At 71.4% G+C, this 14,022-nt stretch carries 10 protein-coding genes and 1 pseudogene; 7 read left to right on the top strand and 4 right to left on the bottom strand.

What is annotated here, in order from left to right; all coding sequences use genetic code 11:
- The first annotated feature begins 30 nt into the window (after positions 1–30).
- The 3 genes and pseudogenes from IPL89_04755 (at position 31) to IPL89_04745 (ending at position 5,487) form a co-directional block, all read left to right on the top strand.
- On the top strand, positions 31–858 hold the full coding sequence (locus IPL89_04755) for a phenylalanine 4-monooxygenase (GenBank protein ID MBK9062489.1): 828 nt from the start codon (positions 31–33) through the stop codon (positions 856–858).
- A gap of 23 nt (positions 859–881) precedes the next feature.
- Positions 882–2,180 carry an MFS transporter gene (locus tag IPL89_04750; protein MBK9062488.1) on the top strand — a complete coding sequence of 433 codons (1,299 nt, stop codon included), beginning with the start codon at positions 882–884 and terminating at the stop codon, positions 2,178–2,180.
- A gap of 87 nt (positions 2,181–2,267) precedes the next feature.
- Positions 2,268–5,487, top strand: a pseudogene (locus tag IPL89_04745) (glycosyl hydrolase).
- A 17-nt stretch (positions 5,488–5,504) separates the two neighbouring features.
- Here the strand turns inward: IPL89_04745 and IPL89_04740 are convergent.
- The 4 genes from IPL89_04740 to IPL89_04725 are packed head-to-tail and all read right to left on the bottom strand — an operon-like array spanning position 5,505 to position 8,718.
- A complete protein-coding gene (locus tag IPL89_04740) occupies positions 5,505–6,005 on the bottom strand; it encodes a hypothetical protein (protein MBK9062487.1) in 501 nt (166 codons plus the stop codon).
- A 16-nt stretch (positions 6,006–6,021) separates the two neighbouring features.
- Complete coding sequence (locus IPL89_04735) at positions 6,022–6,966, bottom strand: hypothetical protein (GenBank protein MBK9062486.1); 945 nt, start codon at positions 6,964–6,966, stop codon at positions 6,022–6,024.
- Positions 6,963–7,712 carry a hypothetical protein gene (locus IPL89_04730; GenBank protein MBK9062485.1) on the bottom strand — a complete coding sequence of 250 codons (750 nt, stop codon included), beginning with the start codon at positions 7,710–7,712 and terminating at the stop codon, positions 6,963–6,965. Before IPL89_04730 ends, IPL89_04735 begins: the two co-directional genes overlap by 4 nt.
- A gap of 49 nt (positions 7,713–7,761) precedes the next feature.
- Positions 7,762–8,718 (bottom strand): formamidopyrimidine-DNA glycosylase, encoded by a 957-nt coding sequence (locus IPL89_04725; GenBank protein ID MBK9062484.1) that lies wholly within the window; start codon positions 8,716–8,718, stop codon positions 7,762–7,764.
- A gap of 18 nt (positions 8,719–8,736) precedes the next feature.
- Between IPL89_04725 and IPL89_04720 the strand changes: the two genes are divergently transcribed.
- The 4 genes from IPL89_04720 to IPL89_04705 are packed head-to-tail and all read left to right on the top strand — an operon-like array spanning position 8,737 to position 13,642.
- The gene (locus IPL89_04720) at positions 8,737–10,353 is read left to right on the top strand and encodes a serine/threonine protein kinase (protein ID MBK9062483.1); all 1,617 of its coding nucleotides are present in this window, start codon (positions 8,737–8,739) and stop codon (positions 10,351–10,353) included.
- A gap of 4 nt (positions 10,354–10,357) precedes the next feature.
- On the top strand, positions 10,358–11,125 hold the full coding sequence (locus IPL89_04715) for an SOS response-associated peptidase (GenBank protein ID MBK9062482.1): 768 nt from the start codon (positions 10,358–10,360) through the stop codon (positions 11,123–11,125).
- Positions 11,106–12,476: a hypothetical protein gene (locus IPL89_04710; GenBank protein ID MBK9062481.1), complete on the top strand. Its 1,371-nt coding sequence runs from the start codon at positions 11,106–11,108 to the stop codon at positions 12,474–12,476. Before IPL89_04715 ends, IPL89_04710 begins: the two co-directional genes overlap by 20 nt.
- A gap of 59 nt (positions 12,477–12,535) precedes the next feature.
- A complete protein-coding gene (locus tag IPL89_04705) occupies positions 12,536–13,642 on the top strand; it encodes a cytochrome C (protein ID MBK9062480.1) in 1,107 nt (368 codons plus the stop codon).
- Positions 13,643–14,022: the final 380 nt, after the last annotated feature.

Here is a 14,022-nt window from a genome sequence, read left to right as displayed (position 1 = left end):
GGGGAGACTGGTCGCGATGAGAGTCAGGCCGTGAAAGATCTCTCGGAAGTCCTCGCGACCGAAGGCGAGATCGTCCGCCTCGATCCCGATCACCCGGGATTCAAGGATGCCGTGTATCGGGTGAGAAGGAACGAGATCGCCGTCCACGCGCTGCGTTTCAGGGACGGGGACCCGATTCCGCGCGTGGACTACACGCCCGAGGAGCAGGCGGTGTGGCGGCTCACGTGGGAGCGGCTGGGGCCCCTTCACGAGACGCACGCCTGCCGCGAGTGGATCGAGAGCTCCAAGGTGCTGTCCCTCGACCGCACGGCCGTTCCGCAGCTCGCGGACGTGAACGTCACGCTCGCGCGCTCGGGCTTCCGGATGCTGCCCGTCGCGGGTCTCATCCAGGGGCGCGGCTTCCTTTCGGCGATGGCGCAGGGCGTCTTCCTGTCGACGCAGTACATGCGCCACCACTCCGTGCCGTTCTACACGCCGGAGCCGGACGTGATTCACGAGCTCGTGGGCCATGCGGCGAGCCTCTTTCACCCCGACATCGTCCGGCTGTCGCGCCTCTTCGGCGAAGCGGCCGCGCGCGCGAGCGACGAGGGAATGAAGCGCCTCGAGCTCGTCTACTGGTACACGCTCGAGTTCGGCCTCGTCGAGGAGGACGGCGCCCTTCGGACTTACGGCGCGGGCGTTCTGTCGTCGTTCGGCGAAATGGAGCGCATGACGACGGAGGCGGAGCTTCGGCCGCTGGACTTCGCGGACGCCTCGACGCGGCCGTACGATCCGACGCAGTACCAGCCCGTGCTCTACGTCTCGCCGTCGTGGGACCGGATGGTCGCCGACGTCTCCGACTGGCTGAAGACGATCTGAATCCCCGCCCGTAGACTCCGGCCGTGCCCCCTCCTCCGCGCCCGTACGACGCGCTGAAGCACCGCGACTTCCGCCGCCTCGCGATCACTCAGCTCCTCTCGCTCGTCGGATCGCAGATGCAGAACGTCGCGATCGACTGGCACGTGTGGGTGCTCACGCGCTCGCCGCTCGCGCTCGGCCTCGTGGGCCTCGTTCGCGTCGTCCCGATCGTGACGCTCTCGCTCGTCGGCGGCCTCGTCGCCGACCGCCACGACCGCCGCCGCGTGATGCTCGCGACACAGTCCGCGATGACGCTCGTCGCCCTGGCGCTCGGCGCCGTGACGGTGCTCGGCCGCGACACCGTCGGCCTCGTCTACGCGTTGACCGCACTCACGTCCGCGGCGGGAGCGTTCGACAACCCGGCCCGGCAGTCCCTCGTCCCGCGCCTCGTCCCCGAGCGCGATCTTCCGGGTGCGCTCGCGATCCTCCTCTCGGCCTTCCAGCTCGCGGCGATCGGCGGGCCCGCCCTCACGGGCCTCATCCTCGCGTTCTCGGCGCACGCGTCGCCGGCGGCGGGCAGCGCCAACCCGCACACCGCGGGCCTCGCGCTCGTCTACTTCCTGAACGCGGCGTCCTTCGCGGGCGTCCTCGTCACGCTCGCGACGCTCCGTGCGTCGGGCCGCGTCGAGCGCGGGGAGGGTGCGCCGGACCACCCGATCGAGTCGCTCCGCGAGGGGCTGCGGTTCGTCTTTTCGACGCCGATCCTCGTCTGGACCATGACGCTCGACTTCTTCGCGACGTTCTTCGCGGGCTCGATGTCCCTCCTGCCGGTCTTCGCGGACCGGATTCTCCTCGTCGGGCCGGCCGGTTACGGCTGGCTGAGGGCCGCGCCGGGCATCGGGGCGCTCGTGGCGTCCGTGTGGACGTCGGTCGTGGGCCTGCCGCGGCGGCAGGGACGTGTCTTCCTGTGGGCCGTCGCTGCCTACGGTGCCGTCACGATCGTGTTCGGCCTCTCGCGCAGCTTCGCTCTCACGTTCGCCGCGCTCGCGCTCGTCGGGCTCACGGACACGATCTCGACGGTGGTGCGCCAGACCGTCCGGCAGCTCGTGACGCCGGACGTCCTGCGCGGGCGGATGACGGGCGTGAACATGATTTTCTTCATGGGCGGGCCGCAGCTCGGCGAGCTCGAGGCGGGCTTCGTCGCGAGCCTCTTCGTCTCGGCCGCGGCCGGCGCGACGTTCGCGGTCGTCTCGGGGGGCGTCGGCACGATCCTCGTCGCGGCGTTCGTCGCGTGGCGCGCGCGGAGCGTGCGCGACTACGAGTGGCGCGCGGCAGAGGGCTGATATGTTCGAAGAAACACGAAGAGTATTTGCTTAGAAGAAGAAGATGAAGAACCGGAGATTCGGATTTTCTTAGAAGGGGGAAGAGGGATGAGGCTCTCGATTTTGGCGGCGGTTGGCATCTGCGCAGCGTTCGCGGCGACGGCTTCGGCCGCGGAGGCGCCCTCTTTACCTTCTAAGAAATCTTCTCTTTCTTCTTCTCCTTCTTCTTCCTCCGAAGCAGAAAAATCTCTTTCCGACAAGCTCCAGGGCCTCCAGTTCCGCAACATCGGTCCCTTCCGCGGCGGGCGCGTCACCGCCGTGGCGGGCGTGCCGGGCCAGCCTCTGACGTACTACTTCGGCGGCACCGGCGGCGGCGTCTGGAAGACGACGGACGGCGGGGCTTCCTGGGAGCCGGTCTCGGACAAGTTCTTCAAGACGGGCTCCGTCGGCGCGCTCGCGGTCGCGCCCTCCGACCCGAACGTGATTTATGCGGGCATGGGCGAGGGCTGCATCCGCGGCAACACGTCGGCCGGCGACGGGGTCTGGAAGTCCACCGACGCCGGGAAGACGTGGGCGTCCGCCGGCCTCGCGGAGACTCAGCAGATTCCGCGCGTGCGCGTCCACCCGGCGAACCCGGATCTCGTCTACGCCGCGGCCCTCGGCCACACGTGGGGCCCGAACCCCGACCGCGGGATCTTCCGTTCGGCGGACGGCGGGAAGACGTGGAAGAAGATCCTCTACGTCGACGAGAGGACCGGCGCGTCCGACCTCGTCATGGACGCGACGAACCCGCGCATTCTCTGGGCGGGCTTCTGGCAGGTGGGCCGCAAGCCGTGGTCGCTCGAGAGCGGCGGCCCTGGCGGCGGCGTCTGGAAGACGACGGACGGCGGCGACACGTGGAAGAAGCTCGCGGGCGGGCTGCCCGAGGGCGTCGTCGGCCGGGTCGGGATCGCGGTGTCGCCCGCGCGGCCCGAACGCGCGTGGGCGGTCGTCGAGGCCGTGAAGGGCGGCGTTTTCCGCACGGACGACGGCGGCGAGACTTGGAAGAAGCTCAACGACGAGAACAAGCTCCGCCAGCGGGCCTGGTACTACTCGCACGTCTACGCGGACCCGCGGAACGCCGATGCGGTCTACGTCCTGAACGTCGGGTTCTTCCGCTCGGGCGACGGCGGCAAGACGTTCGACGCGATCCGGACGCCGCACGGCGACAACCACGACCTCTGGATCGACCCGAGCGAACCGCAGCGGATGATCGAGGGCAACGACGGCGGCGCGGCCGTCACGTTCAACGGCGGGCGGAGCTGGTCCTCGGTGCTGAACCAGCCCACGGCGCAGTTCTATCGCGTCGTGACGGACAACCGTTTCCCGTACCGCGTCTTCGGCGCGCAGCAGGACAACACGACGGTCGAGATCCTGAGCCGCACGCGAGGCGGCGGCATCGGCCCGTCCGACTGGCGCCCGGTCGGCGGCTGCGAGAGCGGCTGGATCGCGCCGAAGCCGGACGATCCCGACGTGTCCTTCGCGGGCTGCTACGGCGGCGCGATCGACCGCTTCGACGGCCGGACGGGCGAGGAGCGCAACGTCGTGGCGTGGCCGCAGCTCGCGATCGGGCAGGCGCCGAAGGACCTGAAGTACCGGTTCCAGTGGAACGCGCCGATCCTGATCTCGCGGCACGATTCCCGGACTCTGTACCACGCGTCCCAGGTCCTCCTGAAGAGCACGGACGACGGCGCGACGTGGACCGAGGTCAGCCCGGACCTCACGCGGAACGAGAAGGCGACGCAGGGTTACTCCGGCGGGCCGATCACGTTCGACAACACGGGCGTCGAGGTCTACGGCACGATCTTCGCGCTCGTGGAGTCGCCGAACGAGCCGGGGACGATCTGGGCGGGCACGGACGACGGGCTCGTGCAGCTCACGCGCGACGGCGGGAAGAGCTGGGCGAACGTGACGCCGAAAGGCCTCCCGGAGCGCATCCAGGTCAACTCCATCGAGGTCTCGCCGCAGGAAGCCGGCGCCGCGTGGATCGCCGCCACGATGTACAAGCACGACGACGCCCGGCCGTACCTCTACCGCACGGCGGACTACGGCAAGACGTGGACGAAGCTCGTGAACGGGATCCCCGACGGCGCGTTCACGCGCGCCGTGCGCGAGGACCCCGTGCGCAAGGGGCTGGTCTTCGCGGGCACCGAGCGCGGGCTCTACGTCTCCCTCGACGGCGGCGCCGCGTGGCAGCCGTTTCCGCGGAACCTGCCCGTCGTCCCGGTCACGGACCTCACGATCAAGGACGGTGACCTCGTCGTCGCGACGCAGGGTCGCGCGTTCTGGATCCTCGACGACCTCTCGCCGCTCCGGCAGTGGGCCGAAGGCGTCGAGAAGGAGACGGTCCACGTCTTCAAGCCGCGTCCCGCGATCCGTTTCGGATCGGGCGGCCGCGGCGAAGGCGGCGGCCCGCGCGGCGCCGGGCAGAACCCGCCTGCCGGAGCGATCCTCGACGTCTGGCTGAAAGACGCACCGCCGAAGAAGCCGGGGCCGAAGGACGCGCTCACGCTCGAGATCCTCGACGGAGAGACCGTGCTCCGGACGTTCACCTCGGAACAGAGGGAAGCCGAGGACGGGCCAGGCCGAGGAGGAGACCGAAAAGCCCCTCGAGCTCAAGCAGGGCCTCAACCGGCTGTCCTGGGACCTCCGGTTGCTCAAGCCCTCGCTCGTCCCGAAGGCGATCATCTGGGGTTCACGGGACGGCCCTCTCGCCGCGCCGGGCACGTACACCGCGCGCGTGAAGCTGGGCGGGGTCGTGCTGGTCGAGAAGATCGAGGTCGTCGCGAACCCGATGGTCAAGGCCTCGGCCGAGGACCTCAGGAAGCAGTCCGTGTTCCTCGCGAGCGTGAGGGACAGGCTTTCGGAGACGCACGAGGCCGCGCTCACGTGCCGCGACGTGAAGAAGCAGGTGAAGGACGTCTCCGAGCGTGCCGCCCGGCTCGGAAAGAAGGAGCCGCTCGCCGGGAAAGGCAAGGCGCTCTCGGAGAAGCTCACGGCGATCGAGGAGAAGCTCGTGAACCCGAAGGTCAAGAGCGAGCAGGACGTCCTCAACTTCCCGCCGCAGCTCGACCACCAGTTCGTGGGCGTCGCGAGCGTCGCGGGCACCGGCGAAGGCGCTCCTTCCTCGTCTTCCGTCGCGTATTTCGGGGAGCTCGAGGTGCGGCTCGCCGACCTGAAGAAGCAGCTCCAGTCCGCCCTCGACACGGACCTCGCGGACTTCAACAAGACCGTTGCGGAGCAGGGCGTTCCGGCCGTGGCGCCGGCGACGGGAGCGGCGAAGAAGTAGCGCGAGGGCCGCGCGAGTCAGGCCGGCCGGGGCAGGAGGCGCGCGGCCGGGAGCGAGAGGCCCGTAACGGGCTCGACGAGCGCGTCTCCTGTCCGCCGGAGCGCGAGCGAGACGAGCAGCGGCGGATCCGGCGCCGCACCGGAGCGGAGCGCCGCGAAGAGTGCGAGCGCCTCGGCGGGCCCGCGCGCGACCGCGGAGCCGAGCGGCGCGGAGACGAGATCTGGCGCGTGGCCCCGTTCCGTCAGGGCGGTTGCGACGCTCGAGCCGGGGACGGCGGCGCGGTAAGCGGGGAGCCAGACGGCGTTTCCGCCACCCGCGTCGCGAAAGTGGAAGAAGGGCAGCCGGGCCGCGGCGGGGCCCGCCTCACCGGCGGGTTGGTGCGTCGCGAGCCGCGTGTGCGGCTCGGTAAACAGATCCCATGCGGTCGGGCAGTCGCCGCACGTCATCCATGCGACGCCGGCGATCCCCTCCAGGACGCCGCCACAAGCGGGACAGCGCCGGAGGGCGACGAGCGTCACAGGCGCCCTCTCCGGGTCAGAAAAGCTTTCCGGCGATCCACATCGTTCCTTTCAGCACGGTCGCGGCGATTCTTTCGAGCAGCGTCCTTTCCGGCTTGTTGATCGGGCGCAACGTCGCGATTGCCGCGTCGCCGTCGATCTCGTAACGGAAGCGGAGGCGGTTCCAGGCCCACGCCGCGAGGAGGACGAGGCCCGTCGGGATCAGGAAGAGGAGGAAGACGCCGAGCTCGTCGAGGTTGAGCAGGCCCTGCGCGATCTTCCCCCAGCCCCGGAGCGGCATCGCGAGAGCCGCCGCGAGGGCGTAGACGAGGAGCGCTGCCTCGAGGAGCCGCCGCGTGCGCGCGGCGGGCGCGCGGGCATGGAGGAGCGCACCGGAGCTCGCATCCACGAGGGCCTCGTACAGCCCGCGGCGAAATCGCTTCCGCACGATCCAGAACGGGACGTAGACGACGCCGAAGCGTTCCTCGAGGAGGCCCGCCGGCGCGTCGAAGAGCGCATCAGGGCCCTTCACGGGATCGAACACGAAGCCGGCCCGCTGGAGGCGCGCGGGGTCGAACGGCTCGCGCGTCCCGCCGGCGAGGGCCGCCGCCAGATCCGCCTTCTCGAGTGCAAGGCCGGGCACCGGCGCGGCAAGCGCGACCTGGACGGTCTCGGATACGGCCCCGCCCGCGGCGCGCGTGCGCCACGTTTCGGCGGCCGCGGCCCAGAGAAGGACGGGTGGGTCCGGCGCGAGCCGGGCGAAGGCGCGCGGGACCTCGTGACGAGAGAAGAACGCCACGGCAGCCACGGCGGCCTCGGCGGCCGTCTTTGTGGGCACGACCGCCTCGCGTATGGCGGCGCCGGGGACGTAAATCGCGAGCGCCGAGCCGCAGGACGGGCAGTCGAGGTGCGCGGACGAGGCGACGGGGAGCCGGCCCGCGCACCGCGGGCACGTGAATGCGGTGGCGCGGGCGGACGTCACGCCTCCTCCAGTGCGACGAGGATCTGGCGTGTCACGAGGACGAGCCCGGGGCCGGCGACGAGGAGAAAGAGCGAGCCGCGCGCGTGTGCGCCCCGAAAGAGCGACCAGAAGCCCGCGAATGCGACCCCGAAGAGGATGGTGAGGAGCACGGCGTAAGCGCGGTCGAGGCGCCTCTCGCTCGTCGGAATCGGGTCGCGGGCGAACGCCTGGCCCGCGACCGCGTCCAGCAGGACGCGGACGGGCCGGCCGAAGATCTTCATCGAGATCTCGTAAAACGGGACGTGGACGAGCCGGATCTCGGCCGCAGGCGCCGAGGCGAACGGCAGTGCGTCGCGCGCGACCGTCGCCGGAAGGAACTCCGCGCCCGGAGCGGCGGCGGGGTCGAAGCCCTTCGCGTCGCCCGCGGGCAGCCGGAACGCTTCGATCCCGTCCGCGAGGAGGGGCGCCGCGGGGACGGGCGGGTCGCCTCCCCGGCCCGCGAGCGCCCAGAACGGCAGGAAGACGAGACGCGAGGCGATCTCGGCGGGCGTTCCGGCCGCCTCGCGTTCCTCGAGCCACGTTGCGAGCCGGGCGGGGACGTCTCCGGCACGGATCGCGGGAAGGAGCATCTCGTGCCGCACGCCCGGCTCGGCGCCGAGGAAGAGGCGCGTCCCGCAGAACCGGCACGTCGCGAAGGCGTCTGCTTCGTCCCGTCCGGCGGCGGCCCCGCACTGCGGGCAGACGTGGACGGCAGCGACCTCTCTCATCGGAAGGGAAGACGCGAGGGAGGAGCCGCCGGCATAGGTCTCGTCCCGGTCAGGGGACCCGCGCCTCCCTCTTCCGCTCCTCCATCTCCTCGAGGGTCTTCGGCCAGTCGCCGCGCAGGAGGCGCGACAGGGAGCGGTCCGCGAGGAGCTTGCCGCCCGTCTGGCACGTCGGGCAGTAGTTCGTCTCGTTCGCGGCGTAGACGATGCGCTGGACGCTCGTCCCGCAGCGCGGGCAGGGCCTGCCGAACTTCCCGTGGACGGCCATGTCCTCGCGGAAGGCCGTGACCTTCTCCGGAAATTTCTCGCCCGTCTCCCGCCTCAGGCGGTCCGTCCAGTCGACGAGCGTCGCCCGCGTCGCGTCGAAGAGGCGGGCGGCCTCCTCGTTCGTCAGCCGCGACGTGAGGGCGACGGGGGAGAGCCCTGCCGCGTGGAGGATCTCGTCCGAGTAGGCGTTGCCGATGCCGGAGAACAGCGTCGGGTCCGTGAGCGCGCGCTTCAGCGTGTGGTTCTCCGAGCGCAGCCGCGCGATGAACGCCTCCTCCGAGGCTTCGAGAGGCTCGAGCCCGCCGGGATCGAGGGCGGCGAGCGCCTCGCGGCCTGACACGACGCGCACCCAGGCGCGCTTCTTCGGGCTCACTTCCGTGAAAAGGAGCGTTCCGCGGTCGAAGAGAAGAGAGAGAAGACCGATTTTCTTGGGAATGGGAAGAGGGGCGTCGCTGGCCCTCCATCGAAGGCGCCCCGCGATCATGAGGTGCATGACGAGGAAAAGACCACCGTCGGGGTCGCGCTTCTGGTCCGAATCCCCCTCTTCCCCTTCAAAAGAAAACACGAGGCGTTTCCCGAGCCGTGAGACTCCTCGAAGCGCACGGCCCTCGATCGCGGCGAGGGGTGGCTCGACCGACCGCAGGACGAACGGGCTCGCGAGACGCACCTCCCGCAGCGTTTCGCCCTTCAGGCGGCGCTCGAGGTGCTCCGCGTAGACGACGATGTCCGGAAGCTCCGGCATCGGGGCAGAATAGGCCCCATGCCCCGCTGCCGGAAGGCCGAGACCCCGTCCGGGTCGAGCGCGTCCTCGCGCGCCGCGCGCGAGACGCTGCCGCCCGACCTACTCGCCGCGGGCGTGCGGAGGCTCGGCCACGTCGCGCTCCTCATGGCGGGAAGCGTCCTCGCCTTCGCGGTCGTGGAGCGGCTGGTCGTGGCGCGCGCGGGAGTGGGCGCGTTCCCCGGCATCGTGCCCTTGGGTCAGGTCGCCATCGTCGTCGTCTCGCTCGGCATGTACGCGGTGACCCGCCGCGCGGGCCTCGACCCCGCCGAGCTCCTCGACCGCGCGCTCGTCTACGAGGTGTTCGTCGGGTTCCTGCTCGCCGCGGTTTACCACTCCGTGCCGGACAACCCAGGAGTCCTGCCGAAGGGTTTTTCCTCCGTCTCCGTGCTCATCATGGCGTTTCCGCTCCTCGTCCCGTCCACGCGCGGGAAGACGGTCCTCGCGACGATCGCGACCGCGCTCATGGACCCGATCGGGCTCCTCGTCGGGATCGCGCTCGGCTACCGTCCGGCCCCGTCGGGGGCCTTCGCGATCGCGCTGTTCTTCCCGACGGCCATCGCCTCCGTCATCGCGATCATCGGGTCGCGGATCGTCTACCGCCTGTCGGCTCAGGCCGGCAAGGCCGAGGAGCTCGGGAGCTACCGCCTCGTCGCACCGCTCGGACACGGCGGCATGGGCGAGGTCTGGCGCGCGGAGCATCGGATGCTCGCGCGCGACGCCGCGATCAAGCTCGTGCGCGGGCGCGATGGCGGAATCCCGAAGGAGCTCGTGACGCGCTTCGAGCGGGAGGCGAAGGCGACGGCCGGCCTGCGCTCGCCCCACACGGTCCAGCTCTACGACTTCGGCCGCTCGGACGACGGCGCCTTCTACTACGTCATGGAGCTTCTCGACGGGTACACGCTCGACACGCTGGTCGAGCGTTACGGGGCGCTCGCACCCGAGCGGGTCGTGTCCGTCCTCCGGCAGGCGTGCCGCTCGCTCACCGAGGCCCACGGCGCGGGACTCGTGCACCGCGACATCAAGCCCGGCAACATCTTTCTCTGCCGCTACGGGGGCGAGGCGGACTTCGTGAAGGTCGTGGACTTCGGCCTCGTGAAAGACGTGTCCGCGACCGGCGGGGTGAACCTCACGCAGACGGGCCTCATCGCCGGGACGCCGGCCTACATGCCGCCCGAGATGGCCCTCGGCAAGGAGGTGGACGGGCGCGCGGACCTCTACGCGCTGGGCTGCGTCGGCTACTTCCTCCTCACGGCCCAGACGGTGTTCGATCGCAAGACCGCCCTCGAAACGCTGCACGACCACACGTCGACGCCGCCGGTGCCGCCCTCGCAGCGCGTCGCGACGCCGATCCCCGCCGACCTCGAGGCGGTGCTGCTCGACTGTCTCGCGAAGGACCCCGCGGACCGCCCCGAGAGCGCGCGCGTCCTCGAGGAGCGCCTCGCGGCGACGTCTTCGGCGGGCCTCTGGTCCCGGGCGGACGCCGAGCGCTGGTGGGACCGCCACGCACCCGCAACGGGCGCCTACCGGCCGCTCCCGACCGAGCCGGAGGGCACGCGCCTCGAAACGCCGGAAGTCCGCGCCGCCGCGGGGGGTTGACGCCGTGTGCGGCCGCTACTGGCTCGTGACGCCCGCCGACGTCCTCGCGTCGCGCTTCCGCGTGAGCGGCGAGCGCGTCCCGCTGATCCCGCGCTGGAACGCGGCGCCTGGGCAGGACCTGCCCGTCGTGCGCCTCGACGCGAAGACGAAGGGCGCGCGCATCCTCGAGCCGATGCGCTGGGGCCTCGTCCCGTCGTGGGCGGCGAGCCCCGAGGATGCGGGCCGCCCGATCAACGCCCGCGCCGAGACGGCGGCGGCGAAGCCCACGTTCAGGGAACCGCTCCGCCGGAGCCGCGCGCTCGTCCCGGCGGACGGGTTCTTCGAGTGGAAGAAGGGCGACCGCGGCCGCGAGCCGTTCGCGCTGCGCCTGAAGTCGCGCCGCCCGTTCGCGTTCGCGGGGATCTTCGACACGTGGACGCCGCGGAGCGGCCCGCCGCTCAGGTCGTTCGCGATCCTGACGACGCGGCCGAACGAGCTCGTCGAGGGCGTGCACGACCGGATGCCCGTCATCCTCACGCCCGAGGGCGAGGACCTGTGGCTGGACCCGGATGCGCAGGACCCGGCGGCGCTCGCGCCGCTCTTCGCGCCCCTCGGAGCCGAAGAGATGGAGGCGTTCGCCGTGTCGCGGCGCGTCAACGCGCCCGCGAACGACGACCCTTCCGTCCTCGACGCGCCGGGGCCCGAGGCTCCGCCGCCGCCGAAGAAGGGGCGGGCGCCGGCCGCGCAGCGCGACCTCTGGGAGAATGGCGGCGATGACGGCGACGAAGGCTGAGGGCGCGCGGCGGATGGCTGCCGCGGCGCTGCTGCTCGCGGCGGCGGGCTGCACGCTCGGCGGCGCGTCGACTTCATCGACGCCGGCGGCCCCGCCCGTTCCGAAGCTCGGCGCGCAGAAGGCGGCCGTGATCGCGAACGGTTACGCGGGCGGGCACCTCGACTTCGGGCGCCGGCAGTGGGAGACCTCGGGCGACGGCTTCCAGCGCGCGTTCGCGTTCAACCCTTCGGACGACGCGGCGGCCTACCTCGCCGCGACGGCCTGGGCGCACGCGGGCAACGCACCGGCCGCGCTGGAGTGGCTGGACCAGGTGTGGCGGCTGAACAGCTGCCTCGTTCCGCTTCCGAAGTCGTTCGAGGACATCGCGTCCGACCCGCGTTTCCACGACGCGCTGGCCGTCATTCGCGCGCAGGCTCCGAAGACGCACCGCTCGGCGGTCGCGTTTACGCTCGGCGCGCGCGATCTCGTTCCCGGCGACCTCGCGTGGGACGCCGCCACAAAGGTCTTCTACGTGGCGAGCCTGAGGAAGCGGAAGATCGTGCGCGTGACGCCCGGCGCCGCCGGCGCGCCGGCCGCGATGTCCGACTTCGCGGGCGGGAGCCCCGGAGACCTCGACGCCGTGCTCGCGGTGAAGATCGACGCCGGGCGCCGCCGCCTCTGGGCCGTGACGGCCGTCGACCCCGCGATGGAGGGGTTCCGTCCCGAGGACTTCGGGCGCTCGCAGCTCGTGGCGTTCGATCTCGCGACCGGGGCGATCCTCGGCCGGTGGTCGCCCATGACGAGGCCGCCGCACCAGTTCGGGGGGCTCGCGGTGGACGCGGCCGGAAACGTCTGGGTCACGGACACCGCGTCGGGAGAAGTCCACGTCCTGCGCGCGGGCGCGGAGGAGCTCGCGGTCGCGGCGGCGGCCGGCGCGTTCGTCGCGCCCAAGTCCATCGCGTTTTCGTCCGACGGCACGCGCGTGTGGGTCGCCGACCTCGCGCGCGGCGTCTACCTCCTCGACACCGCGACGGGCGCTTCGACGCTCCTCGACCAGCCGCCGGGCCCGTGGCCGGCCGGTCTCGACGGGCTCGTCTTCCACCGCAACGCGCTCGTCGGAGTCGCGGGCACGGTGAGCGTGGGGCGCGTGGGCCGCTGGACGCTCGAGCCCGACGGGAATTCGTTCTCGGGGATGGAGATCCTCGACTGCGCCCACCCTGCGTACCGGGTGCCCGTGGGCGGGACTGTGGCCGGCGACGACTACGTTTACGTCGCCAACAGCCAGGTCGACGCCGTCGGCGAAGGCGGCTCGATGCCGCCAGCCGGGACGCTCGAGGACCTCGTCTTCCTGCGCCTGCCGCTCGGGCGCTGACGCGGCGCGTTGGCGCGGCGCGTGGCGAAATTGCAGCCGGGTCGGCGTATCCTTCGCCAATGAAGCGTTTGATAAAGGGACTCGTTCTCGTCGTGAGCGTCCTCGCCGTCCTCGCGGGAGCCGGGATCGCCTATCTCGCCGCGAAGAAGCCCGCACAGCGGCCCGCGTCGCCCGAGAAGATCGAGGCGACGCCCGCTCGCCTCGCGCGCGGCGAGTACCTCGCGATGCACGTCGTGGACTGCCTCCTGTGCCACTCCGATGCGAAGTTCGACCGGTTCGGGCTGCCGCGCATCCCGGGCACCGAGGGGAAGGGCGGATTCGCGTTCACGAAGGAGTTTGGGATCCCCGGCGTCCTCTACGCCCGCAACATCACGCCCGATCCGGAGACCGGGCTCGGAAAGTGGACGGACGGCGAGATCCTGCGTGCGATCCGCGAGGGCGTCGACCGCGACGGCAACACGCTCTTCCCGATGATGCCGTACCCGGCGTACCACGAGATGAGCGACGAGGACGCGCGCGCGATCGTCCTGTACCTCAGGGCGCTCCGCCCGATCCGAAACGCGGTGCCGGCGAAGAAGATCGACTTCCCGGTGAACCTCCTCGTGAAGAGCGCGCCCAGGCCCGTGACCGGACCGATCGCCACGCCGGACCCGAAGGCGGACCACCTTGGATACGGGAAGTACCTCACCGTGATCGGGGGCTGCGTGGGCTGCCATACGCCCGAGTCGCGGCCGGGCGCGCCCATCCCCGGGCGCGAGTACACCGGGGGAAGGATGTTCAAGGGCCCGTGGGGCCGCAACGTGACGCCGAACCTCACGCCGCACAAGGACGCGTACCTCGGCCGCGCGACGAAGGAGGAGTTCATCGGGCGCTTCCGGTCCTTCGCGGGCCTGACGGGCGACGCGGCGCCGGTCGCGTCGAGGGGTCGCAACACGCTGATGCCGTGGCTCGCGCTCTCCGGAATGACGGACGAGGACCTCGGCGCGATCTACGACTTCCTGAAGACGCTTCCGCCGGTCGAGAACAAGGTCGACCCGTTCCCCGATGCGCCCGTGTCGAACGCGCGGACGGATGCGAGGATGCCCTCCATCTCGCCGCGCAGCCTCGCGAAGGCGGCCGGCTCCACGGCGACGAGCACGCCGTACACGGTCGGGCCGGAGGGATAGAGACCCCAGAGCAGCTCGACGTCCCGGCCCTCGAGCAGAGCCGTCGCGTGGAGAACGCGCGTCGCGCCCCGTCCGGGCAGCGGAGCGACGCCGATGAGCTTCCACTTCTCGAGGCGTCGCGCCGATCCCTCCGAAACGAGCGCCGCGGCGTCGTCGAGGTCGAGGCTGCCGTCGCCCCCGAGCCGCCACGAGATGACGGCGAGCTGAGCCGGCTCGCCCGCGCGCAGGAGCCGGTGCTCGAGCGCCGGGCGGTTCGGGTCCGTCGGGTCTCCGCCGTCCGTGAGCTCGAATCGCGGGACACGCGCTTCGTACCAGCGGCCCTTCGGCAGTTCGAGTGTGAAGCCGTGGCCCGCGAGGAGCGAGACCGGCGCGCCCTTCGC

Source organism: Acidobacteriota bacterium, from assembly GCA_016716715.1.
GTDB lineage: Bacteria > Acidobacteriota > Thermoanaerobaculia > UBA5066 > UBA5066 > Fen-183.
This window is presented reverse-complemented; position numbering and strand designations above follow the sequence as displayed.